Source organism: Desulfurococcaceae archaeon, assembly GCA_038845865.1.
In the GTDB taxonomy this organism is placed as follows: domain Archaea; phylum Thermoproteota; class Thermoprotei_A; order Sulfolobales; family Desulfurococcaceae; genus UBA285.
Genome location: JAWBQJ010000004.1, coordinates 30,093 through 54,326, shown reverse-complemented (window position 1 = coordinate 54,326; position 24,234 = coordinate 30,093). Strand labels below are relative to the sequence as shown.

Below are 24,234 nucleotides of genomic sequence, written 5' to 3'. Positions count from 1 at the left end.
CTTTTTATTAACTATAATTCTACGCGTGTCTACGTGTAGGAACGTGTAAAGTCATAGGCATCGTCCCCGGTTAGGATTATTATGGGTCTGATGAGACATAGTATTATCTGGAGGCTTCAAGGCGGCTCGCGAGGAGCGATGACAGTATTCCACTAGGGTGAGAGGGTCGGTGCGTATTGGCGGCCAAGATCGAGGTTAAACTACGTCTCCTGGAGAAGCCTAAAGGGGAGTTTAAGTGTATTGAGCAGTACGCAATTCCGCGTGGTGGAGAGCCGCTGTACCACGTTTGCATAACTAATGACACTTATATAGTGTACGATGTCGTCGCGGCAGATCCGAAGCTGTTAAAGGAGGTCTCAAGGCTGGAAAAGGAGCTCTATAACATTATTGTAGGTGACGAATCCCTTGTTGAGAGAATCGGCAAAATAAAAGACCCTAAATTGAGGCACGTGGTGGAGAGGCAGTTTACCGGTTACGGCTTCCTCGAACCCTTCTTCATGGACCCCGACATAGTGAACGTGCACGTAATGGTGGGGAGGCCCGCACAGGTATTGCACAGGTTTTATGGCAGGCTGTACACGAACCTGGCGTTCTCGTCCGAAGAAGCCAAGGAGCTGGCCATGAGGCTCGCTGCAGCTGCCGGTAAACCTCTCTCAGAAGCACTACCACTTGCGAGTTTTATCGAGCCACGATACGAGGCACGAGTTTCGCTCGTATACATGTCCGACGTCACCATGAGGCGTGATATGACGATCGACATAAGGAAGTTGCCCGAAAACCCGTGGACGATACTAAAGCTCATACACTTCGGTACGCTGAGCATCGAAGAAGCGGCCTTCCTCTGGCTGATGGTGAAATACAAGGTTCCAATAATAATAGTTGGCGAGCTAATGAGCGGTAAAACAACGGTAGCCGCCGCATTAATGGCGCTTGTACCCCCGGAATCAAGAGTCTTAACTGCCGAAGATACGCCGGAGTTTAGAATACCCGCAAAGTACTGGACGAGGACAACCACGAGAGAGTTTGGAGAATACAAAATAACGTATTTCGACCTGATAAAGACCGGCGTGAGGCTGTCTGTAGACTACGTAATAGTCGGTGAAATACGTGGCGAAGAAGCCCGCGAATGGGCGCACGCAATACTACTAGGGCATGGCGCGGTGTGCCTACCCGGAGATCAGCTAGTACTGATGATGGTTGATGGGAAGGTCGACCTCTATGAGGTAGGTGCCGTGGTGAGTGGAGTGCAGGTGGGTAAGTATAGGAGTGTAAAGGTAATTGCGCTGAATCGAGAAGGCAGGCCCGAATGGGTGGAGGTTAGCGGGACAGTCGTTAAAAACGGAAGTAACCGCTTTGTGAGAATAACGAGTACGGGGGGAGTGGTACACGAGGTGCACGAAGACCACTTAGTGGTGATCTACAAGAACAATGGGCTTGCATGTAAGAAGGCCAAAGAACTGGAGCCCGGAGATCTCCTGGTGGCCGTGAAGTACCTGCCGCCGATACCCTCAGGAAGTGCGTTGACGAGCATAGACGTTTTTAGTGTGCTTAAGAAGTACGTTAACAGGCTCTACGTACACGGGCTTTCCGGCCCGTTGAAGAAGGTGGGCGCCCCCAGGATCAGCAAAGTAGCCGGGGTACCCTATCACAGGGCGTACAGCTGGTTACGGGGTTCAGCGGTACCGGCGGCTAAGGCATTAGAGCTCGTAAAGGTTAACGTCGTTTCTAGAGAGGACTTAGAAGGCTCAGCAGTAACGTTCGGAACTAGAGGTAAGTGCAAGCTACCCTACAGAATACCGCTATCAAGGCGGCTTGGGTACCTGATAGGCTTGTTCCTAGCACGCGGCACGATGAGGTACGATCCAGGGGATGGGCTTCCCAACGAAATAGTGTTCCGTGCGAAGATCGGCGAAAATAGCGCGAGGAGGATTACGAGAAGCCTCGAAGAGGTGGGAGTGAGGCGGGAAGCCGTAAGGATAGAGAAGACCAGTAGCGCGAGGGGCTTGAAAGTGGTGGTCGGTTCAAAGATCTTTGCAACACTGGTGTACGAGGTGCTTGAAGGCAGGACGAGGTACGGTGAGAGGTCGATTCCACTAGACTTGGCATTGAGGGCGCCTGAAGGATTTAGAGAGGGCTTGATAAAGGGATTTTGGGAGGGTTGCGGATTAGTACTTAGAGATGGAAAAGGGCGCTTTAGAACGATAGCCAAGGCTCCTAACAGGAAGTTAGCGGAATCCCTGGTTGTAGTGCTTAGATCCCTTGGAATTGATGCCGGCGTCAAGGTGGCCAGTAGCGGTAAGGGGTTAAATGGAAGAGGTAACAGGGCAACGTACGTGATTAGAATTACTAGGGGTAAAGAGAGGTTTTTACGAGTAATGGGGGTTAGAGGAAAGTCTAAGGACCATTCGAAGGTAACGGATAATGGAAACTACCTGTTATACCCCGTCGAAAAAATAGAAGTAGTTGAAAAGGACTCGGCCCTCTACGATGTGGAAGTGCCCGCTCCCCACATGTACACCATATCGGGTGGACTAATAGTGACGCACAATACAACTTTTCACGCGGAAAGCCCTGAAGCCGCCCTTCTCAGGCTGGTATCGCCACCGATATCCGTGGATCCGCAAGTCCTAAAGCTTCTTAACGTGTTCGTTAAAACAAACGTGTTTGAAAGGGGCGGTAAGCGGACTTTTAGACATGAAGTTCATATCGTGGAAGAGAACATCACGGTGCCCCTGTTCATTTATGATCCGAAAACCGACAAGATCGTCATGAACACGCAAATAGAGAACCCAATAAGAGCATTTAGGTTCATCGATAGAATAGTCCTTGCTCACAGGGTACCAAAAGAGGTCCTTGAAAGAGAGTACCAGGCAATGGTGGAAACCATTAAAGAGACCTATAGAGAGGCGCTGGAAAGGGATCCCACGCTTGAAACACCCACATACAAGGAACTACCAGAAATCCTGTACAGAAGGCTGGAGGGGAAGCTCCGCTCGTACACTCACGCGTGAGGAATATGCCCCCAACCAGCTCGATAAACATGGTTATTAGCTGGTAGCATGCGTAAGCATTGTGGAGGTGTGGTAGCACCGCTTACCACTTAAACTAGCAATTCACGTGGGAGATGCGGGTGGTAGTTGCCACGTCCAAAGGCGTAGATAGCCCCCTTATGCTTAGCATGATCGCAACCGTACCGGTGCTCGTAATCTACCTTGTACTAGTTAGCACCACCGGACTATACCACATAGCTGTCTATGCGTCTCCAGCACCTGCGCTCCTAGCACTCCTAGCCGGTTCATCCATATTTGAGAAGTTCGAAGAACAAAACCGCAGGCTAATGGTCGAGAACCTGCTAAGAACTGGTAAGGGGCTTAGCTCGCGCGGTTTAAGGGCTTCTAGGTTTTTCTTCCAGCTCTCGATAGCACTTACCCTGCTGTTCACAAGCCACGCTGTAACGTGCACGCTCGTCTCCCACCCTAGAGTGGAGTTCATCATATTGGCGTTAATCGCTACCACGACCTCTCTCTTCCTCTACTTCATGCCTAGAATCTTAGTTGGTTTATGGGCTTCTCAGAGGAAAACCGATATTGAAGTGGAACTACCGTACCTGCTCATACTCTTTCGGGTAATGGCGTCGTTGAAGCTACCGCTATACGACATGTTCACTGTTATAGAGGGTAGTACTGCGCTACCAGCATCCGCAAGAGAGGTCAGGTTCGCGAGGAAGGTGGCTACCTTAACATCCGTATCCTTCTTATCGGCAATGGACATGGTCTGCACCAATCACCCCTCCGAGAAAATCAGGGAGCTCTTTAGGAGAGTCGTGCTCGCGGCCATATCCATGAGCGATGTGAGGAACGTGGTGGAAAGGGTTTTTGACAGCGTATACTCGTGGTTCGAGTCCAAGGTGGCCGGCCTTTCCGAGAAGTTTACTATAATAGTGGGCTCGGCGCTTTTCGCGTACCTCTTCATCCCGGTGATAGTAGCAGCCTTGGTACCCGTAATAGGCGGTAACTTGCTGGCTGTACTCGGCTTGACGCTCAGTATGCAGTGCTTCCTCTTCTTCCTGCTCTACGCCCTCATCACCAGTTTCTACCCCTCAAGCCTGGTTATGAGGCCGCCCGGCACACTCTTAGCCGTTTCGGCGGTTTCCCTAGGCGCCTCATTCGCACTGCTGATCTACGCAATGTTTTCTCACGTGGCTGAGGCACCGGTGCAACTCCCTCAGCTAAGTGAGTACACGCTTTCACTCATAGTGCTGGGTTTACTAACTCCTCCCCTCATAGTCGCGGAAAGGGCTCTAAGACGTGTAGGCCTGTACGACGCATTCGTTAGAATGGCGTCTGATGCCGTATCCTTGGCGGCAACTACCGGTGAAAACATTGCACTGGTCTTAGAGAGGTCTTCGAGAAAGTACAGCAAGGGGGTAGTAAGGCTTACTAGGAGCATACTGGCTGGATACCTGTCTGAGCCCCTTAAAAAAGCCATAATATCCAGAGCCCCGAGCACGTACCACGCATCGTTCATAGAGACCCTGGTTGTAATGCTGAGGCTCGGATCTACCCCTGACATGATGCGGGCCTTTTCTTCTAGCTATGAAAGGCTTAACGTGCTTTTCTCGAGGGTAAAGAGCCTAGCCAGGACGCTCGAAGTATTGATGGTGGGGCTCTCGGCAGTAATTGGCGGGTTCTTAGCGTTCATTGACAAGGTCTACGAGTACATAGCCGGTTTAATCCGGGTAGCGGGGCCTCTGGGGGCCTCCACGATAGTGTTTGCTTATGATCCAAGGATATACGGCCTGCTCAGCACGCTGTCCCTCCTATCCCTGCTCTTCACTTCACTATTCGTAGGTAAGGTCCGAGGCGGGTCGGTGGTGTACTGCTATAGAGCGTTGGTGTCGATGCTAGTCCTCTACACGGTATCCAAGTACCTGTTAACTATTACACCGTTCTAAGCCTGCTTGGAGACCTCTTGTACTATCGTGTTAATGTTCTCCTCGAAGCACTCTAAGTCCTCCTCACCAGTTATTATTGATGGTGGGTGAAATCTCCTGAGCACTATCACTCTGGTGTCTACGTGTTTTTCCCTGTATTCTCGTTTCACTTTGAGCGTTAAATCGGCTATAGATGCTACGCTGTCGCAGACTACGTCGTTTATACAGCTACCCACCCTAACAATGCCTATACCTCTTGACTTGAGGTAAAGTACCTGCTTGTACAGTTCCTTAAAGTGGTAGATGGGGACTTCCACTACCTGCACGCCGTGAAACACCACTATATCCGGTTTAACCTCCTCCACCAGCGCTAGTTCTTTCATTACGAGTTCGTGCACGTTGTAGGCAAACGGGTTTATTCCCCTGAAAACTAGGTACCTATCGATAACCTTCTCTACGACATCGCGGCTGAGTCCGCGCTCTTCGAGAATCCATAGAAGTAGCTCCCTCAATAGTTCTGGTGATGAAATGTAGCTTACAACGAGTATTTTTAGGTTGTACTTAATTGCTTGAGCTAGTAGCATTATCAAGGCCCTTTCACCGTAAACGGTCTCGGGCGGGTAGAATATGTTTATGAAGAAGTCTTTGTGGACGTGTCCAACTCGGCTCCTCAACGCACTACACGTCAGCTCGATTGCTTCCCTTTCGGGGGGTAGCTCCTCTAGCACTGGTTGCGTGTATACTAGTAGACCCCTACCTTCAGCTATTGTAAATGGTACTTCAGCTACGTGTATTGGCGCACCGCGGGCTTTCCTTATTTCTAGCAACCTCAACAACAAGCGGTCTTCCACTCTGTGCTTTAGTATTAGTATCGCGTCAACGACGAACTCTATTGAGCCCAGCCCCAGCCTTTCCTCTCCGAATGGTAGTTCGGATACGAGTACTAGTAGCCCGTTAACTAGTATAGGTAGCTGGTAAAAGTAGTTTAGTAGCCAGGCCCTCTTTTCCGTGTGGTCCTTCACGGCTTCTAGGAGCACGGTTATCGAGTCTATTACTATTAAGTCAAAGCCTTCTATGACGTTCTTGTTTAGCACATCTACTACGCTGTCAACGTCGTGGATGGCGGGGAGCTTGAGAAACCTCATTAACCCCTTGGATTCAACCTCCGAAAGCGGCATTCCAAGCTTCTTCATGTAACTATAAAGCTTGTCCTTGTCCTCGTAAAACGTTACGTACAGACACTTCCTCCCCTTGAGGGCATTGTGGTAGCATATAGTTGACGCGAGAGTGGTCTTCCCCGCGCCTGGATGCCCGGCTACGAGAATAGTGTAGGGTGCGCGTATAGCACCGATAAGCCTATCTAAGCTCTCTATCCCGGTAGTAAACGTCTTTTCTTCAAAGTGGCTACTCACGTGCCGAACACCCTGCACCTTCTAGATATCGCTACCAATGAGTAATACATAAACTAATTACCTTTTACCTTTAACCCACTTACTCACCCCTCAAAAAACAGGGGCTCCTTAATAACTGTTATAGGAGGGTTTAAAGTGGTGGTATCTGCCGAGAACCGGTTAGTGTGAGTCAAGCTGACACCCCTTTAACCAAGACTTTCATCACGATTTCAATGAACTCGTTATCTCTGCCCGTCTTTACGTACTCTAGTAGTTGTTGTGCTAGTTCAGGTGCCTTTAAGTAAGCGACTAGTGGGTTTAAGAACATTAACGTGAATGTGTAATCAGCTGTAACGGTGTCTCCGCGGTAATGGGTTAGTATAACTAAGTAGAGCTTACTGGGAGACGTTAAGAAGAGGGTTATGCAGTCTACCCTGTGTATCAGCGTACAAAGCATGTTTAGGAAGCTCAACATGCCGGGAACCTTCTTTACCAGGAATTCCTGTAAGTGGGACTTTAGGGTAGATAAGTCCCCGACATTCATGTGAACACCGATATCATGGTGAGTACATTACATTATGAGGTGTTGACGGAATCACAGGCATCACCGGTAAGCCCGTTTACACAAGTATCTTAATGCCTTTACAGTATATAAGTCTTGGTATTACCTTCCCTCGTTAGAGTTTTGGCTAATGGGTGGCCTGCCAGGACATTTAAATAATCGCGGCAAGATGCTACTGGGACTCTTTCAGGAGGGTATTTCGCGGGCTCGAGGACCCGTTCAAGCGCCTTAGTATATGTTGTAAATGTTGTAAATATTTATAAAGACCTAAATATAAATATGAAAATGGGTGGTATGGATGGGGAGGATGAGAGGAGACCTAAGCGCACCTGTGCTAGCAATAATAGTTACCATTGGCATCATAGCCGCTGGACTGGTGTTACTTGCGTGGTTTTGGTGGTTCGCGCCACAAGCGGGCAGGGCAGGCGTATTACAAGTACTGGGTATGCCGACATTCATATGCGAGGAACTAGATGATGGCGGTAATTGTGTAAAAGGCGCGCTCGTGCTGTCCGTCAAGAACGTAGGCAACGCAGACGTCACGATTAAACAGGTCGTAACACCCTACTTTAACAGCAACAATTCCTCGAAAGTAGTGGCGGGAAGCTCAGTAGACATCCTTGTAGAGGTGAACTCAGTCAATAGGCCTATACCTCCCGGCACCCTGGCAGTCGACGGCGCGATCCTCACGGATCTCGGCACGTACTCGTTTACGGCGAGCATTGTGTGGCCTAAGTAGAAGCCCTATTTTTTCTTCGCTCTAACTAAAACAGCTTCAAAGCTACGGTAGAGTTCGCAGTGTAGCGGATCAAGCGCGATGAGAAGTTAGTAGTAAGCACAAGGCGCGTTCAAGTAAAAAATGAAAGTCACCAGACAACTCACTACTGATCTTAAATGGTCAGGAGCGACCGCTACCTTCTTGGTATCGATCATGTCAAGGGAGAAGCTACGCGGTGAACTGCCATGACGTGGGTTTGCCCGGGCTACGAGCACGTATATAAGTCTAGTAGGTGGAGATTTAAATGATGAAGAGTGGTCGTGGTGGGACTTGAATACCCAGTGCTCGTTACCATAGCGAGTGTTGCGTTTCTCGTCGTGGTATCAGCATCGCTTTTCCTATATTTACACGTGATCAGCGAGCTGAGGAAGGTGCCAGTACTTAACGGTGGTGTTGAAGTCTATAGTGTAGCCTACAACTCCACCCAGTGGATGAGGTTAGTGATAACTGTTAGTAATGAACGGGGAGAACCCGTGGAGCTGGTACAAATGCGTATCTATGCTGAAGGGGAAACCCTAGTAGTAAACTCTTCTTCAACGGCGGTGATAAATAGTCACGGTGAAGTAGTGCAGAGCGCGACTATATATGGTTTAGTAAACGGCAAGGTACTGCTTTCAGGGGCCACCGCGCACGTGGTAGTAGACATTCCCCGCGCATACTTCACCACCGGTAAAACATACCAGGCACTATTGCTCTTCGATAAGGGTACCCTTGTACTCTCCTTTGACGTCAAGTAGTATCAAGAAGTCGCGTCTCGCGTAGCTCCAGCCCCGGGGTATAAGTTTATAAACCCAGCTCGGTAATACTCACACCCGGTGATACGTTGGACAACTTGTCCAAGCAAATGTGCCTCTTCATGGCGATTTTCGTAGTTCTAAGTGGTTTACCGGCACTTGCCGAGCAGCAGGTAATCGATGCCTTAGGGCGTAGCGTTACGTTAACGGCCTATCCTCGTAGAGTGGTTTCGCTAGCACCATCTATAACGGAAATACTGGCATCGCTAGGCGTGGAAAGTAGCGTTGTAGGGGCCGATAGCTTCTCCCTTAGTAGCTGGTACATGGATATTGGGGAAAGATTGAAGTCGCGCGGCGTAGTTGAAGTCGGCGGTTACTGGTGGAGCACCATAAGTGTTGAAAAAATCCTAGAGTTAAATCCAGACCTCATACTGGCTGATAGGGGGGCTCACAGGCAACTACTTGAAGCGTTTGAAGCGTACAACTTAACGGTCGTGTACCTCGGATCGGCCAGGAGCATTAACGACGTATACAACGACATATACACCGTTGGCTTGATCTTCAACAAGACCGGTGAAGCCGAAAACCTCATCAGGTCGATAGAGTCTACACTACAGAGCGGAAAGGAGCTGCTCAAGGGTTATGAAGGCGTAAAGGTACTCATAGTAATAGACTTCTGGCAGGGAATATGGGTTGCTGGTAAGGCAACATTTATAGATGACCTGCTCGCGAGGCTCGGGCTAGTGAACGCGGCGGTAACAATTGGCTGGAGCGTTGTAGGCATCGAGGCGATTACCGAGTGGAACCCCGACATAGTGATAGTGGCCTGTCCTTACGCGTCGCAGGAAGCGGTAGAACAGTCGGGGCTACCTCAGCTGGGCAAGCCCCTAGTGCTACTGAACACAACTGAGGTAGATGTACTAATGAGGCCGGGACCGCTACTCGCGTATGCACCCCAAGTAATATATCATGCACTAGTTCAAGGACTAGCAAATAGGACCACGACAACCCCGAGAACCCCTCAACAAGCCCCACTAGTAACTAGTGCACCCTTAGAGCTATACGTGGCGGCGCCGTTAGTAGCCCTGGTTAGTGGAGTAATAGGGTATTACGTTGGTTTAAGGAAGAAGAGGTAAGAGCTTGCTCGTTAACCGCAAAGCACTGTTCTTTTTTTCTGCGCTCCCTCTAATAATGATCACCTGTACTTGCGCGCTCACACACGTAGTAAACACCGGCCAGGGCGTTGGGGGCTACCTCGCAGAATACAGGTTCTACAGGACACTCTACACGTTAATGGCGGGTAGCGCTCTCGCAATAGCTGGTTGCTTCCTGCAGTCAACGCTTAGAAATCCATTAATCGACCATTACATTCTGGGTGTGGGCAGTGGAGCTTTATTCGCGCTATACCTTACAGTAATACTGTACGAGTACAGGCCGTTAATAGTGGCATTATCGGCTGCCATGGGCGGGCTATTCGCGCTCGCGCTCACGGTAATCGTGGCTGAAAGGATTTCCGGTAGCGATGTGGCATACGTGCTCTCGGGCATAGGCATTACGAGCCTTTTCTCGGGCCTCTCGGCGCTGTTATCGTACTATGCTCTAACGAGGTATCCCTATGCTAGTTTAATGCTTGTTGGTAGCTTCATCCTTGCCACGCGGGATAAGCTCGTCTATGTCGCCGCAGCATTTATACTCACATATGCCACTCACTTCGTGCTATCTAGGAGGCTCAATGCCTTACTACTCGGTGACGAGTACGCAGCTCAGCTAGGCGTAAACCCCAAGCTTACTAGATTAGTAGCATCCATTACCTCGGGGACCTCGGCGAGCGTACTTGTTTCATTATTTGGCCTTATAGGGTTTACCGGTATCGTTGCTCCCCACATCTCCAGGCTCCTACTCAGAACAAGCGATAACCGGGTGGTCGTACCCATGGCAGCTACTATTGGCGCGTCCATACTGTACGTGGCCGACGCGTTTTCCAGAGCCGTTACGACGCCGGTTATGGGCGAGGTACCGGCGGGCGCTATCGTATCGGTTTTCGGGGCACCCTTCTTCCTGCTCCTTATCGTTAAGAGGTTTAAAAGGGGTAAGCTGTGATTTCAACGAAAGCGCTCAGAGTAACGTATAGACCTTCCCGCATCGAGGCCATTAGCGACGTTTCCGTGGAGATTCCGCAGAGAACAACCACGTGCATCGTAGGTCCCAACGCGGCTGGGAAGACAACGTTACTTAAAGCAATAGCTAGGCTAGTAGAATACGACGGCGCGATCTTCATAGAAGGTAGGGATATCAGCGAGCTGGGCAAAGCCTTGAGGAGGATCTTGGCTTATACGTCGCACGTGAGTGTGAATGAGCTCCTGGGTGTTAGGGTAATAGATGTGCTTTTAACATCCAGGTACCCCATTTCCCGTGGTTTAGCTGACAGCGAAGAAGACCTTGAGGGCATCTACGAAGTCTCACGATCGCTCGGCATCGAGCACTTGCTCACGAGAAGAATCGGCGAGCTCAGCTCCGGCGAGCTCCAAAGAGTAGTGCTGGCGTCCGCGCTGGTGAGGAGGCCGCGGATTTTGCTACTTGACGAGCCTGATAGCCACCTTGACGTTGCTTTGAAGCCGTGGCTTTCCCTCTACTTGAAGAAGCTCTCGGAGGGGTCCACGGTAGTACTATCCACGCATGACCCGATCTTCGCGTTCCATACTTGCGACTACTTCATAGTGCTTTCGCACGGGAAACTACTTTACTCGGGCCCATACGAGGACTTGATAAATAACGCCACCTTCCTAGAAAAAGCTTACGGTATTGGGTTTACTAGGGTGGAGCTCGGTGACCGCGTAGTACTACTACCGCTGTATAGTGCTCTTAAAGCACATGTTGGTGAGTGATGCCAGGAAAACCGCGTCATCGAAGTAATCAACGTAGTCCTTCCAGCAAACGAGGATGCCGTTGGCGGCCCCTACAAGCCTTGCTACTTTAACGTACGGCTGTAGTAGTTCTTGTGGAAGTCCAGGGTACTCCAGTACACTGGACCTCAAAACCCCTATGACCTCGACTTTGTCGGGATTTCCGGAGTTTATTACGATGTAGTCTCTCATGGATACGATATGGGTTAACACGCGGCCAAGTAGCTCTTCGTCGATGTTGCCATAAACAACTGGTTTACAGCCTAACCAGGGTGCGTTGATGAGCGCTCTACTAAGCATTCCAATAGTCCTAACCACGAGCTCCTCAATGCCGTTTTTCTTCAAGCCCTCAATAACCCCCCTCACTAGCCTCTCCCGGAATTTGAGTCTCTTGGCTATGGCGACTCTACCGTAGCCTTCCTTCAGTAGCAGGCTAACACCGAGAAATTCCCTAAATTCAATCCCTATGTTTCGTGCCACGTTTAAGAGCTCCACGAGCTCTTTACAAGTAATCAATTTTACCACAAAATAGGATATTTAGTTCCAGGCGATATAATTCTTGGCAGGTGGCGCCTACGCGTAGGATGCCCGTTGCAATGACTATTGCGGGCAGTGATTCGGGTGGAGGCGCCGGTATACAAGCAGACCTCAAGACCTTCAGCGCGCTCGGAGTTTACGGGACCACGGCAATTACTAGTTTAACGGCGCAGAACACGCGCGAAGTAACTGCAATACACGACCTTCCAGGGTGGTTTGTCTACGAGCAGATAAGAGTGGTGGTTGAGGACATAGGCGTACACGCTGCGAAGACGGGGATGCTCAGTAACAGCGACATAATAAATCACGTGGCGAGAGCCGTGCGCGAGTACAGCATACCGCTCGTAGTGGACCCCGTAATGGTCGCTAAGTCAGGTGCGAGACTGCTCAAGGAAGAAGCCGTGGAAGCTCTCGTAAAGGAAATACTACCGCTAGCAAGGGTTGTCACCCCGAACATACCCGAGGCTGAAGTGCTCAGTGGCATGAAGGTGCGCTCTGTGGAGGACATGGAAAGAGCGGCTAAGATCGTGGCGGAGAAGTACGGTCCCGAAGCAGTCGTGGTTAAGGGAGGCCACTTAGAAGGGGGTAAGGTAGTAGATGTCCTCTACTACCGTGGAAGGTATTACCGTTTCGAGTCCGAGAGGGTTGAGGGTTGCCATCACGGAGGTGGGTGCAGCTACTCCGCGGCAATAACGGCGTACTTGGCTAAGGGCCTTAATGTCGTGGAGTCTGTGGCCAAGGCGAAAGACTTTATTACCCACGCGATACGCTACGGGGTAAGAGTCGGGAGAGGGCACTGCCCGGTAAACCCGGTGGCATGGCTTGAAATACCAGCGGAGAAGTACAGGGTTCTCAATGAGGTTAAAGAAGCAGTTGAACTTCTCCTTAAGAATTCCGGCACGGTTCTCCAACACGTGCCAGAAGTCGGGTTGAACGTGGTGGAGGCCATTGATAGTAAATATGCTAGTAGCGTAGACGATGTAGCAGGAGTGGTTGGTAGAATAGTCAAAGCGGGTAAGAAACTAGTAGCTGTAGGGCCGGTAGAGTTCGGTGCATCGAGTCACGTAGCTAGGCTGGTCCTCGAAGTAATGAAGTACGACCCCGAAATAAGGGCGGCCGTTAACGTTAAGTACAGTAAGGAACTCGTAGAAAAGGCGATCGCGAAGGGCTATGTAGTCGTGTTCGTAGATAGAAGGCTGGAACCGGAGGAAATTAGGAGGGTTGAAGGTGCGAGCATACCCTGGATAGTTAGAGAAGCATTTAGCAAGGCCACGAAAACACCAGACGCTATATATGACGTGGGAGACGTCGGCAAAGAAGCGATGATCAGGCTTCTGGGCAAGACCGCTCCTGACGCCGTTAAAAAGTTCTTGGACCTGGTCTCTTAGCCCCCTCGTAATGGCGGTGCAAGGTATATTAACTCATGTCTAGTACGTACTAGTCGGAGGTCGCCTTGTCGCCTGATAAGCCCGTACACAGGTACATAGGCATAGCGCTCGTAGCGGCCGGCACGATCATAGTAATACTGGCTGTCATAACTGCATACTACTCGTTTTACAACTACACACTACCCTCGATTTACGGGTCACTAGAGGAGTCCATTACACGGCTTATAAATGCCCTCGTGGAAATAGCGGTGAGACTGGGCTTCCTCGGAGTAATTGTGTGGGCTGGTAGCGTACTGTTAAGGTATGGTATCCAGTCGTTTAAGGTAGAGTCCCCACCTAGCAAACAGGGTAGTTAAGGTGTTTGCCACCTTAAAGTACGCACTGGTAATTGCACTAGTATCCGTGCTGGTGTTGTTCGTAGCTCCATTTGTGCTCTTTATACACGACGTACTCGAAAACCCGGAGTGCATTGGGCTCGAAATAAGGCCTCTAGGGCAGGTGAGCGAAGATACCATTAAAGCGGTCCTGGAAGTCAACTACTGCTCGGAAGTGCCGTTAAAAGACCTCAAGATCCAGCTCAGCGATCGGGAGATCGGCATCGAGGAGGTCAAGGCGGGTAAAGTAGTAAAGGAAGTGGTGCTTTCCCGTGGTGATCTCGAAGTGGGCATCGTGAAGGTGGAATTTAAGATCGGGGGGCTCTACAGAGTGGTGTTGGAGTACAGGTGATCGGGTGCTTAAGAAAATAGTTTTAAACGTTATCCTAGGGGTTATACGGGGATTTGTAGAGTACCTCGTATACTTCAGAATTCCACTTCTCATACTTACAGACTACTTGAAGGTTCCCGTGACGCCGGTAAAGCCTTTGGAGGTTGCCGTTATTTTCGGTGTTTTCGTAGCCCTAAACACCACGTCATCCAACGTTAAGCCCCAAATAGGCATAGTATTCGATGCGCTCTCATCCCTTCTAGGCCTACTAATAGTGCTTGAGTTGGTATTTGGCACCATGGAGGCCGGCCGCGTCGAGGTAGTGCACAGAGCCGGCGAGCTCCAAGTAAGGGGCGAGTTGGTGTTCAGACCACTGGTAATATTGCTAGTAGGGTTTGCGGTGCTGTTCACCATTGTACGCCTATACGAGAAGATAGTACACAGCGAAGAGTGATGTAAGCACGCAGCTTTAATGCGCCAAGTTTTTATTTATACTCCCGCGGAGATTACTACTACCCGGTGAAGCATTTGAGGCTTGGAATATGTGGTTTCGGGGCTATCGGTAGACTAGTACTTAAACTGGCCGTTGAGCGCGGACATGAAGTAGTCTCCGTGGTAGATATTGACGAGAAGGTAGTCGGTAAGGACGCCGGCGAGGTCGCCGGAATTGGTAGGCTCGGAGTTAACGTCTCCAGCTCTCTTGCGGGGCTGGAAAACGCCGATGTAGTCGTCCACGCTACCGGTTCATACCTTGACAGGGTATTCGACCAGGTAGTCAGCATCATTGAGAGAGGAGTTAATGTCGTTTCAACATCAGAGACCCTTGCATACCCCTATTACCGGTATCCCGTCCTGGCCAAGAAGCTGGACGAGCTTGCTAGAATGTACGGTGTAGTGGTCATCGGTACAGGCATAAATCCGGGGTTCCTCCTAGACACCTTAGTGGTAACGCTGTCATCCGCGGTCACCTCGGTTAAGAGGATAAGGGCTGTTAGGAGTCTCGACGCGGCTAAGCGGAGGGAACCATTTAGGAAGAAAATAGGTCTAGGTGAAGACCCCGAACTAGTAAGGCAAAAGTTACTGAAAGGGGAGATTACGGGCCACGTCGGCTATGCCGAGTCAGTCTACTTGATAGCCTACGCAGGGGACTTGGAGCTTACGCGGGTTGAAGAGCGGCAAAGCCCCGTTCCCGCAGAGGAAACCATAGAATCTGCCGGTATCCGCGTGGAGAGGGGCTTCAATAAGGGTATAACTGGGTATGGAGTAGGCTACATTAAAGACAGAGAGGTCATCAGGTTGGAGTTTCACGCGTATGCTGGTGCACCAGAGTATGAAGAAATAGTAATTGAAGGTAAGGATTACACCACAACGTGGAGAAGTACTGGTACCCCGGGAGATCTCGGAACGGTTACCGTCGTTCTCAACGTAGCGGAGAAGGCCCCTTACTTACCACCCGGTCTGAGGCTTATGACAGAACTCTTACCATTTAAGATCCGCTTCTCGGTGTGAAGCCGATGAGCACACTCGACGAGAAGCTAGAAGAATGGGTTAAAAAGGTTGAACTAGACTACTTCAGTAAAACGAAGAAGAGTAGAGAACTGTACAGTAAGGCAGCAAAGCTAACGCCAGGCGGAGTAACGTACTCTATACGGTACTTTTCCCCGTACCCACCATACATAGTTAAGGCGAAAGGTACAAGGGTGTGGGACGTAGACGGCAACGAGTATATCGACTACTGGATGGGCCACGGAGCCCACGTGCTCGGACATTTGTCAGATGTCGTGCTAGGAGCCGTCAAGGAAGCTCTCGACATCGGAACCCACCTAGGCTTCGAACACCCCTATGTACTCGAGTACTTGGAGCTACTTAGAAGGGTCCTTCCAGGGGTTGAAATGCTAAGGTTCACTAATAGCGGTTCTGAGGCTAACATGTACGCTGTAAGGTTAGCTAGGGCATATACCAAGAAAAAGTATATAGTCAAAATGGAAGGTGGATGGCATGGTGGAGTGGACGTGCTCCACGTAGGCGTTACTTATCCGTATAGACAACCGGAATCGGCGGGTCTACTCGAAGACGTATACAAGTACACGCTCGTAGTGCCCTTCAATGATGTTGAATCGCTTGAAAAGACTCTAAAATCACATGACGTAGCAGCAGTTTTCTTGGAGCCCGTAATGGGTGCAGCTGGGTGCATCGAGCCTGAAAAAGGCTACTTGAAAGAAGTTAGACGTATTGTAGATGAGCACGACGTGCTGTTAGTATTTGACGAGGTTATAACTGGCTTCAGACTTGCACTTGGTGGTGCACAGGAGTATTACAATGTTAAAGCAGACGTGGTCGTGTACGGTAAGGCCATTGGGGGAGGCGCTGGAGCAATAGGCGCTTTCGGCGCGCGAGAGGAGATTATGGAGTTACTAGACCACATAAAATACCGGGAAACGGAAACCAGGGTATTCCATGGAGGCACCTTCGTGGCAAACCCCATCGTGGTTAAGGCCGGGTACGCGTTGGTTAAGCACCTCGCCGAGAACAGGGGAATATACGAAGCCTCTAACAGCCTGTGGGGCTTCTTCAGGAAAAAAGTGGAAAGTGTATGCTTAGAGCACGGAGTAGAGTGCTGGAGTACGGGTGATGGGAGCCTCAGTAGTATACACTTTACCAGGAAAAGACCTAGAAACGCGCGAGAAGTTTACGAGTACAGGTGGAGTAAACTCGTTGAACGGGCGTTTAACCTGTACAGCAGAGTTAGAGGGGCAATATATGCAAGTGAAAGACTAGCTCACTTCCTACCATCACTAATACATGGAAAAGGCGAGGTGGAGTTCCTAATTAACGTGTTCGCGGATTTCGTAGAATCTATTTCAAGGCTTTCCAGGTAGCCCTACCCTTCACGTCTCAGTACACAGTAGCATGGGCTTAACTAAGAGAACTCCATGTAGAGAGTGTAACCTAGAAACGAACTCTAGGATCCTCGAACTATCGCCCTTGACAGCTATGGATAGAAGGCATTGCTCTTCACTCACATGCACGTGGTTAGACACCACCACCACGTCCATGTAATCGTGCTGTAGATCGGTTAACGCGGTATCGATTCCTCCCACTTCGTGGTTGTAGAGAACATTTATGAAGCCCGCGAGAGTGCACTTTTCCCTGAAAACCTCCGATAAATAGAGCCTTAGGGCTTCTTGAACTACTCGACTGATGTTCCTGACTCCGCGCTCTTTCATGTAGGCTTCGAGGGGCTTCTCGAGATCTGGCGGAATGTATACCCCGACTTTGCGCCCTTTCACAGCGGTTCACGCTATACAGGTTGTCTCGGCGCCTTGGTGCTCTGGACTATTAAGTAAACCATGAATAGCACCACTATTGCTGTTACCCCCCATATAATTGGTTGGAGAAGCTGGGGTAACACGCCGACTCCAAGGCCGCTCTGTTCAACCCCGAATACCACTATCGCTATGTAAAGCACTATCCTTAAGTATTCTGCGAGCGGGTACAGCATCTGCATTTCAGAGCGTAGTTCGGTGCTTCTATAGATGTAACCGACGAAGACATCAGCTAGAATGAATCCTGCTATAACGATAAGCAGAAGCTTGATAAAACCACCAATGTAAACCACGAGAGCTGTGTAAGCGTACAACGTGAGGTCCTCCCACCCGGCTACGTAACCGGACGCGTAAATTCCGAGCACTCCGAAGATTGCATACATAAGCCACGCAGCTAGAATACCCATGAATTCGTGCGCGGAGTAGCCCGTTCTCCTAATTGCCCTGCCAACGCTCAGTCTCCTCATCCACTCATCAAGCCCTATTTTACCAAGGAGTTTTGTAACCATGTACTTGACGACCTGTCCCACGAGCCAGCCAACGATCCACACAGCACACGCGGTGCCAATAGCTTTTAATGCTAGCAGTAGCACCTCCACTATTAACTTCTCCAACGGGAACACCACTTTACTAATAAATTTATAATTCGGTAAGCTATAAAACATTTAGGTACTTAAGAGGTGCTCCTGCCGATCTGGGTGTTTTTAATGTACATAAATTACCCAGCAAGGTTCGAGATTTTCGGTGCCGTAAAAATATACGAGCTCGTGAAAATACACTCGTTATTTGCATATGGCTTTGAAAGCAAACCCGGCGTTCTCGGCTTATCGGGCTTTAGGGACCTGGAAGACGTCGCGTACTCCACGGTGTTCGTGATCCCGGTTAGGGACGAAGAGCCCTTATCGCTGGAAGGGGTTCTTAAAGCCATACCCTGCCAGTCACCGGTAATCATTATCTCTAACTCTAGCATGCACCCCCTTAACATGTACAAGATTGAAGTGGATATAGCCAAGATAGTGTATAAAACAACGGGTAGGACGGTGCTGGTCGTCCACCAGAAAGATAAAGTAGTAGCAGAGAAGCTCAGAGACGTGTTACCCGAAATACTGGATGAAGAGTCCTTGGTTAGAAACGGGAAAGGAGAGGGAATTTTAATAGGAACGGTCCTGGCCGACGGGCTTAAAGCACGCAATGTAGCGTTCCTAGACGCCGACAATTACGTTCCAAGCGTCGCCCTCGAGTACGCGCTAATATTCTATACTGTGCTCGGGTCAAGCGAGTCGAAGTATAGGATGGCGAGGATTTCATGGGGTCATAAGGCGTGGTCTACAGCAGAGGACTTCTACTTTAGGAGGTTCGGCAGGGTATCCGCGGTGGTTAACACGGTGTTCAATAGGGTTCTTTCATATAAGAGAAGGGTTGAAACGGATATCATCAAGACGTCTAACAGCGGGGAACACGCAATGAGCATGGAGTTCGCGAGGGAAATAGAGTACGGTAGTGGCTTCTCGGTAGAGACGCAAGAGCTCATAAGCATACTCGAAAAGTGCTACGTTGACTTGGAGAAGGGACGTTGTCCAGCACTGCCCGAGAACATTGAAATATACCAGGTGGAGTCTCTAAGCCCACACATACATGCCGAGAAAGGAGAGGCTCACGTCGCGGGGATGATCTTAGAAAGCCTCTCCACGATATACCACTCACGGTTACCGGACGAGCGCGGTAAGAAGTACATACTTGACACCATGAGGGACATGGGCTTCGTCGAGGAACCAATTCAGCTACCAAAGTACAGGTATCCCAGTATAAGCGCGAGAGATTTCCTCGAGTCGGTGATAACTGAGAGTAATATCAGTATGGCGCTGGGGCTGTAATCTGGCACCGTTTTTATAGAGGCTTTCCATAGTTACACGGGGTGGTATGTTGGTTACGAGCCTCAAGGGAAGGCACTGCCTAACTCTCACGGAATTCAATAGAGAGGAGGTGTTTTTCATCGTTGAAACGGCGTTTCAGCTCAAGCAGAGGTTTCTCGCCGGTGAACGCGTAATACCGGTGCTGGTTGGTAGACACTTAGCAATGATATTCGAGAAGCCTAGCACTAGAACCAGGGTTAGCTTCGAAACAGCAATGAAAGAGCTGGGCGGCGATGCCATCTACTTGAGTGCCAGTGAACTGCAACTAGCTAGAGGTGAAACGATCGAGGACACGGCTAGAGTGCTTTCACGCTACGTTGATGGAATAATGGCTCGTGTATACGAGCACTGGAAGCTTGAGAAGCTGGCGCAGTATAGCCGTGTACCAGTCATAAATGGACTTAGTGACCTGCATCACCCGTGCCAGGCACTCAGCGATGTTTTCACGATCATGGAGAAAAAGGGTAGAGGCTTTGAAAAGCTTAAGATCGTGTTCATCGGTGATGGAGGAGACAACGTGTTGCACAGCTTAATGCTCGCTGTAGGAATACTCGGAGGTAGAATAGTGATATCATCACCACCAGGTTACGACCCCCACCCGAGCGTGATCAAGCTCTTCAACGAGAACGCCACAGGAGGTTACGAGATTGAAAGAGATCCCTACAAGGCAGTAGAAAATGCAGACGTAGTCTACACGGATGTTTGGGTTAGCATGGGCCAGGAAAGGGAACGGGAAAGACGTATTCGCGACTTAACACCATATAGGGTTACAGTAGACCTGATGAAGAAGGCGAAGCCGGACGCCATATTCATGCACTGCCTTCCAGCAAAGCGCGGAGAAGAGGTCGTAGACGAGGTAATAGACGGTAAATGGAGCGTTGTCTGGGACCAGGCTGAAAATAGAAAGCACGCTCAGAAAGCGCTACTAGCCCTCACGATACCGTAATGACGTCTTCGTTCCCAGCCCACTATCGTTTATTTAACCCGATACGTTCATATCTATCTCTCAAGCGTATTCAGCGGTGTTGGCGTTCATGAACGTGAAGTACGCTATAAGAAGGGTAGACAGCAAGCTACTTGCAGTAATTAGTGGGTTATCATCGCAACCCCTTAGACTTAAATTAGTGATCGGCGCACTAATACTAGTAGCCGTCATGCTTGGAGTCGTCATAAGGGTTGCCCCATTCAAGCTAAACGAGTACGAGTTCTTCGAGTTCGACAGCTACATCGAGTACTGGCAGGCAGCTTACGTACATGAGCACGGCCCCCTAGCCTGGTACACTCTGACACGGGAAAACCCCGATACCCACATCTTCTGGTACCCGTGGGGCAGGGACTTCATATACACAAGCTACCCGTTTCTACCAATATGGACTGGTATGACATATCACATTGTTAAACACTTCAGCCTGGACTTACACCAGTGGGCGGCACTGCAACCAGTAATCTTCGCCGCGATAGCTACTGTCGCGGCGTACCTCGCAGCAACGGAGGCGTCAGGTAGCCGCTTAGTGGGCGTATTAGCGGCGCTATTTTACGCTGTCTTACCAGCGGCAGTAGAACGATCCGTAATAGGTTACGTGGAGAAAGAAGGCGTTGCGGCGGTATTCGTGTTTTTGTTCGTATACTTCTACGCGAGGTGTCTGAAGACCGTGTACAGTACGGGTAAAGGCTGGTTTAAGTATACGGTTCTAGCTGCACTATTCCTCGCAATGGTTGGTTGGCTCTGGGGCGGTTACGTATTTCTGCTAGGTACGGTCGTCCTATACTTCGTCTTGTCGCCTATACTGGTTAGAAAGTACCTTTCAAGGAGCTTCATAACCTGTAATATTCTCTTAATACTGCTCACGATGCTGTTTGTTACGCCATCGCCCGCCAACGCGAGGACCCTCGGCATATACCCCTTCTCACCGCGCGGACTCAGCTGGTTACTGGTGGGAGCATCGATGCTACCAGTAATATTCTACTATGCCGGGATGGAGTACAGGAAAATGGGCTTCAGGAAGCCCGTACTAAATACTGGTAGGTACATTCTACTAGTGGGAGGGCTACTTATTGCCGGCGTGGTATTCACGGCCATGGGCATACTGCCTATTGGCGGCAGGCTTGCATGGGCTCTCGGATTGAGGTTTATAGGGGCAGAACCACTGGTCGAAAGCATCGCTGAGCACCAATCCCCGCTTACAAGCTTAGGTACGATTAGGAACATGCTACACTCGTGGGGTACTTACTTTATACCGCTAGCTGAAGCGTCACCCGAGCTCGCGATCGTGTTGGGGATACTGTACCTACTCTCCGCCGGTATCGTAGGTATAGTATACCTGCTCTACAAGGGTACCCCTGAGAAAGTATACGTGGGAGTGGCATTCGGCGTGTCATTTTATTCGTACTTAAACGCAGTATACATGATCGGCGCTGCAGCCTACTTCGGCGTCATCATCATAGCTGCAATCGTTGCTTTAGTAGCTAACAAAGCGTTTCCATACGTAATATGGCTCACGGCGAGAAGAAGGGGTACTAGAGCTGCTCGAAGAACCACCACGGAAGTCGGCACAGCTACGAGGATAATTACGCTGATCCTACTAGTGGCCATATTTACTAACTTCGCGTACACCGCGAAGGCGGAGTACGAAGGTAACTCTGCAATGGTCTATACCTTTAGGGCAGGGGTATCGGGCCTGGCCTACTTATACAGCGACAGCTGGTACAAAACGGTTGACCTGTTGAGATCTCTTCCCGAAAACTCCGTAGTCATAGCGTGGTGGGATTACGGTTACGGTATAAGCGTTCCCGGTGGCAGGATATCGGTTGCGGATGGATCAACGCTTAACAACACGCAGATCGGCATTATCGGGCTACTGATGTGGTCCAATACAACGGATCAGGCAGCACACCTCGCCAAGCTATTTAACGTAAAACCAAACGAGACGTACCTCATGATCATAGAGGGCGTGCTTGTCTCCGAGCAGAACGATACAGTAGCTATATGGCCCATCGTAGATTTCGGTCAGCCCGGTGTACTGGATATACGAATCCCCGGCTTAGTGGACTGGCCGAAGAGCATGTGGATGTTTAGGATAGGTAATTCTGTTGTTGACGAACTTCGCAGAAAGGGTATAAATGTGAACTACATAGACTCGGCGGAATACATGTACGCGTACACGGCGTATGCCCAAGACCCCTATAGTGGGCGAACAGCACTCGAGCTCATCATCCTCTGCCCGCCTTTAAGCCAGCCTGAAAGAACGCCGTTAATATATAGGTTAGTAGTTGACGGAATGCTTTACTGGGCCGAGACAAGGGGGAAGAAGGGAATATTCTACTGGTTTTCAGGCTCTGAGCAGGCAGCATCAGTAACCGTTAGAAACGAGGTAAGAAATAGAGTGGGAATAAACGTGAGTAGGGAAGTACCGATCATGGACATCTCAAATATTACTGAGAGGCCTTTAATAAACGATACAATACTCCAACCTCACGCTGTAATCGCAGAGCCCTTCATCGACCCCAATACGGGGAAACCGCTCGAACTGTATACACCGGACCGACGAATCGGGATACTGTACAGTGTGATAATAATATACAAGTTCACGTACATACCCTAAATCCTCAAACCTCGCTGAAAGCTTAATGAGGTGCAAACCGCTCATTGCTTCCGGCACCTCTACAGGCCTAGGGAACTGTTCGTGGGGGAGAGGGCTCAGGGAAACCGTGATGAACCATCCCAAGGAAACCAACAAAAACCTTGGAATGGAGAACGGCTTGGTAGATCTCCAGTACCTTAGGCATTAAGGTAGCGGTTTTTAAGTCATTGAACACGGTATTACCAGTACGGGGTTGTACGTGTTTAGGAAAAGAGATCCGTTGAGAAAAAGCTTCGAAGTACTCTACTCCGTAAGGCTGATCAAGGACAGAATTAGCAAACTGCAGAGTAGGATTGATGAAAGGGCAGGCGATCTCACTAAGAGGCTCACCGATCTTGAATCACGCGGCGAGGGCTACTTGGCTAAGAGATACGCGGAGGAGGTAGCTAAGCTCCGGGACCTCTCGAGGAAGCTCGCTATACTGCTACTCATAGTAGACAAGGTGGACCTCGCTTTACAGCACGCAATAGTGCTCAGGGAATTTAACCTGATTGCAACGGAGCTGAGAGACCTAGTCAGGGACTTAGTAAACCTGCCCGAGACAAAGTTACCGGACCTGAGTATACTATTCCTCGAGCTTGAAGAGAGCGTGAGAGAGCTCTCAGAGATATCTATCGCTGGCCATGGGGCCGGTTTAAGCTACTCTCCTCCTGGCAGTAGCGAAGTAAAAGCAATAATTGAAGAAGCGCGAGAAGCTCTTAGGAAGCGGCTGGAACCGGTGACTTAGATCTGTATAGTGTATTTGCGTTCTTCCCTTATAATGGCTAACTTGACGTTGAGCTTGTCAAGCACGTTCACTACTTCTTGTGGTATTCTCTTGTAGAGCTCGCCGGGCACTAGGACGAGGTATTCAGAGTACTCCCTGTTAAGCATACAAGACCCAATGATGTAGGCTATGTACCTGTACTGCGTTGATAGGGGGGCTGAAGGGTCTATTATCCAGACGCCAATGGCTTCTTCGTTTTCACTTTTCTCGGCAACCATGTCTGGTTCAAGTGGTTTATTAGACCTGCTAGGCGATACGTCAAACCCCCTTTCTTCTAGCAGCTTAACGACTTCTTCGACGAGCCTCTTCCTCGTTGCTATTAGCCTTTGAGTGCCTATGTACTTTTCGAGCTCGCCGTGCTCCTCGGGATTGTATAGTGTGTACTTACCCCGCTCTATTCTGTATAGAAACAGCTTTTCGGGGTCTCTGTACTTATCTCTACTATTACTGTTAACGGTGACTAGGTCTATCTCGAAGTCGAGGCTCTCCTCGGACCTGGCGTGATCTCTTTTTTTGACCTCAGCTACAAGCTCCTTTCTCGTAAAGTATACTTTACCGCTCCTATATAGCGATTCGGCGGCTTCTTTAAGGAGAACCCAGTTGGGCTTTTTACCAACCTCCTCTTCAGTATTCAAGGTATACACCTGCCATCACGTC

At 49.8% G+C, this 24,234-nt stretch carries 23 protein-coding genes; 17 read left to right on the top strand and 6 right to left on the bottom strand.

Translation table 11 applies throughout. The annotated features are described in order from the left end of the window. The first annotated feature begins 176 nt into the window (after positions 1-176). Both QXU03_05655 and QXU03_05650 read left to right on the top strand, forming a co-directional pair. Complete coding sequence (locus QXU03_05655; GenBank protein ID MEM2171217.1) at positions 177-3,011, top strand: ATPase, T2SS/T4P/T4SS family; 2,835 nt, start codon at positions 177-179, stop codon at positions 3,009-3,011. 167 nt (positions 3,012-3,178) lie between these two features. Beyond that, positions 3,179-4,954, top strand: a complete 1,776-nt coding sequence (locus QXU03_05650) for a hypothetical protein (protein ID MEM2171216.1) — start codon at positions 3,179-3,181, stop codon at positions 4,952-4,954. On the opposite strand, the gene QXU03_05645 is transcribed toward QXU03_05650, so the two are convergent. Both QXU03_05645 and QXU03_05640 read right to left on the bottom strand, forming a co-directional pair. Then, positions 4,951-6,345 carry an ATPase domain-containing protein gene (locus QXU03_05645; protein MEM2171215.1) on the bottom strand — a complete coding sequence of 465 codons (1,395 nt, stop codon included), beginning with the start codon at positions 6,343-6,345 and terminating at the stop codon, positions 4,951-4,953. The genes QXU03_05650 and QXU03_05645 overlap by 4 nt on opposite strands. Positions 6,346-6,514: 169 nt before the next feature. Continuing rightward, a complete protein-coding gene (locus tag QXU03_05640) occupies positions 6,515-6,868 on the bottom strand; it encodes a hypothetical protein (protein MEM2171214.1) in 354 nt (117 codons plus the stop codon). Between the two features lie 316 nt (positions 6,869-7,184). Here QXU03_05640 and QXU03_05635 point away from each other — a divergent pair, with 316 nt between their 5' ends. From QXU03_05635 to QXU03_05615, 5 genes are all read left to right on the top strand, one after another. Further along, entirely contained in the window at positions 7,185-7,625 is a 441-nt protein-coding gene (locus QXU03_05635) for a hypothetical protein (protein MEM2171213.1), read from the top strand. Between the two features lie 293 nt (positions 7,626-7,918). Continuing rightward, positions 7,919-8,401 carry a hypothetical protein gene (locus tag QXU03_05630; GenBank protein MEM2171212.1) on the top strand — a complete coding sequence of 161 codons (483 nt, stop codon included), beginning with the start codon at positions 7,919-7,921 and terminating at the stop codon, positions 8,399-8,401. 86 nt (positions 8,402-8,487) lie between these two features. Continuing rightward, on the top strand, positions 8,488-9,534 hold the full coding sequence (locus QXU03_05625) for a helical backbone metal receptor (GenBank protein MEM2171211.1): 1,047 nt from the start codon (positions 8,488-8,490) through the stop codon (positions 9,532-9,534). Positions 9,535-9,538: 4 nt separating this feature from the next. After that, positions 9,539-10,498, top strand: a complete 960-nt coding sequence (locus QXU03_05620; protein ID MEM2171210.1) for an iron ABC transporter permease — start codon at positions 9,539-9,541, stop codon at positions 10,496-10,498. Next, a complete protein-coding gene (locus QXU03_05615) occupies positions 10,495-11,283 on the top strand; it encodes an ABC transporter ATP-binding protein (GenBank protein ID MEM2171209.1) in 789 nt (262 codons plus the stop codon). The genes QXU03_05620 and QXU03_05615 overlap by 4 nt, the downstream gene beginning before the upstream one ends. On the opposite strand, the gene QXU03_05610 is transcribed toward QXU03_05615, so the two are convergent. After that, positions 11,242-11,826, bottom strand: a complete 585-nt coding sequence (locus QXU03_05610; protein ID MEM2171208.1) for a hypothetical protein — start codon at positions 11,824-11,826, stop codon at positions 11,242-11,244. The two genes, QXU03_05615 and QXU03_05610, sit on opposite strands and share 42 nt — an antisense overlap. A 41-nt stretch (positions 11,827-11,867) precedes the next feature. Between QXU03_05610 and QXU03_05605 the strand changes: the two genes are divergently transcribed. The 6 genes from QXU03_05605 to QXU03_05580 all read left to right on the top strand — a co-directional run bounded on the left by QXU03_05605 (position 11,868) and on the right by QXU03_05580 (position 16,810). Beyond that, entirely contained in the window at positions 11,868-13,226 is a 1,359-nt protein-coding gene (locus tag QXU03_05605) for a bifunctional hydroxymethylpyrimidine kinase/phosphomethylpyrimidine kinase (GenBank protein MEM2171207.1), read from the top strand. Positions 13,227-13,291: 65 nt separating this feature from the next. Continuing rightward, positions 13,292-13,582, top strand: a complete 291-nt coding sequence (locus QXU03_05600) for a hypothetical protein (GenBank protein MEM2171206.1) — start codon at positions 13,292-13,294, stop codon at positions 13,580-13,582. Between the two features lies 1 nt (position 13,583). Beyond that, positions 13,584-13,952, top strand: a complete 369-nt coding sequence (locus tag QXU03_05595) for a hypothetical protein (GenBank protein MEM2171205.1) — start codon at positions 13,584-13,586, stop codon at positions 13,950-13,952. 4 nt (positions 13,953-13,956) lie between these two features. Beyond that, positions 13,957-14,385, top strand: a complete 429-nt coding sequence (locus QXU03_05590) for a hypothetical protein (protein MEM2171204.1) — start codon at positions 13,957-13,959, stop codon at positions 14,383-14,385. Between the two features lie 65 nt (positions 14,386-14,450). Beyond that, a complete protein-coding gene (locus QXU03_05585; GenBank protein ID MEM2171203.1) occupies positions 14,451-15,440 on the top strand; it encodes a dihydrodipicolinate reductase in 990 nt (329 codons plus the stop codon). A gap of 5 nt (positions 15,441-15,445) precedes the next feature. Further along, positions 15,446-16,810, top strand: coding sequence for an aminotransferase class III-fold pyridoxal phosphate-dependent enzyme (locus QXU03_05580; GenBank protein MEM2171202.1), 1,365 nt, complete (start codon positions 15,446-15,448; stop codon positions 16,808-16,810). Positions 16,811-16,819: 9 nt separating this feature from the next. On the opposite strand, the gene QXU03_05575 is transcribed toward QXU03_05580, so the two are convergent. Together QXU03_05575 and QXU03_05570 are read right to left on the bottom strand one after the other, a co-directional pair. After that, positions 16,820-17,221 (bottom strand): CopG family ribbon-helix-helix protein, encoded by a 402-nt coding sequence (locus QXU03_05575; protein ID MEM2171201.1) that lies wholly within the window; start codon positions 17,219-17,221, stop codon positions 16,820-16,822. A gap of 11 nt (positions 17,222-17,232) precedes the next feature. Next, complete coding sequence (locus QXU03_05570) at positions 17,233-17,871, bottom strand: hypothetical protein (GenBank protein ID MEM2171200.1); 639 nt, start codon at positions 17,869-17,871, stop codon at positions 17,233-17,235. 93 nt (positions 17,872-17,964) lie between these two features. Here QXU03_05570 and mpgS point away from each other — a divergent pair, with 93 nt between their 5' ends. From mpgS to QXU03_05550, 4 genes are all read left to right on the top strand, one after another. Continuing rightward, positions 17,965-19,131, top strand: coding sequence for a mannosyl-3-phosphoglycerate synthase (gene mpgS / locus QXU03_05565; GenBank protein ID MEM2171199.1), 1,167 nt, complete (start codon positions 17,965-17,967; stop codon positions 19,129-19,131). Between the two features lie 49 nt (positions 19,132-19,180). Continuing rightward, positions 19,181-20,116 (top strand): ornithine carbamoyltransferase, encoded by a 936-nt coding sequence (gene argF / locus QXU03_05560; GenBank protein MEM2171198.1) that lies wholly within the window; start codon positions 19,181-19,183, stop codon positions 20,114-20,116. Between the two features lie 88 nt (positions 20,117-20,204). Next, the gene (locus tag QXU03_05555) at positions 20,205-22,772 is read left to right on the top strand and encodes an STT3 domain-containing protein (GenBank protein MEM2171197.1); all 2,568 of its coding nucleotides are present in this window, start codon (positions 20,205-20,207) and stop codon (positions 22,770-22,772) included. Between the two features lie 238 nt (positions 22,773-23,010). Further along, positions 23,011-23,538: a hypothetical protein gene (locus QXU03_05550; GenBank protein ID MEM2171196.1), complete on the top strand. Its 528-nt coding sequence runs from the start codon at positions 23,011-23,013 to the stop codon at positions 23,536-23,538. Here QXU03_05550 and QXU03_05545 read toward each other — a convergent pair. After that, the gene (locus QXU03_05545) at positions 23,535-24,221 is read right to left on the bottom strand and encodes a hypothetical protein (protein ID MEM2171195.1); all 687 of its coding nucleotides are present in this window, start codon (positions 24,219-24,221) and stop codon (positions 23,535-23,537) included. The genes QXU03_05550 and QXU03_05545 overlap by 4 nt on opposite strands. Positions 24,222-24,234: the final 13 nt, after the last annotated feature.

Bases quoted from the DNA above. Each gene is read 5' to 3' on its own strand.
- QXU03_05650 (MEM2171216.1), top strand. From the start codon at position 3,179: ATGATCGCAACCGTACCGGTGCTCGTAATCTACCTTGTACTAGTTAGC.
- QXU03_05640 (MEM2171214.1), bottom strand. From the start codon at position 6,868: ATGAATGTCGGGGACTTATCTACCCTAAAGTCCCACTTACAGGAATTC.
- QXU03_05635 (MEM2171213.1), top strand. From the start codon at position 7,185: ATGGGGAGGATGAGAGGAGACCTAAGCGCACCTGTGCTAGCAATAATA.
- QXU03_05580 (MEM2171202.1), top strand. From the start codon at position 15,446: ATGAGCACACTCGACGAGAAGCTAGAAGAATGGGTTAAAAAGGTTGAA.
- mpgS (MEM2171199.1), top strand. From the start codon at position 17,965: ATGTACATAAATTACCCAGCAAGGTTCGAGATTTTCGGTGCCGTAAAA.
- QXU03_05555 (MEM2171197.1), top strand. From the start codon at position 20,205: ATGAACGTGAAGTACGCTATAAGAAGGGTAGACAGCAAGCTACTTGCA.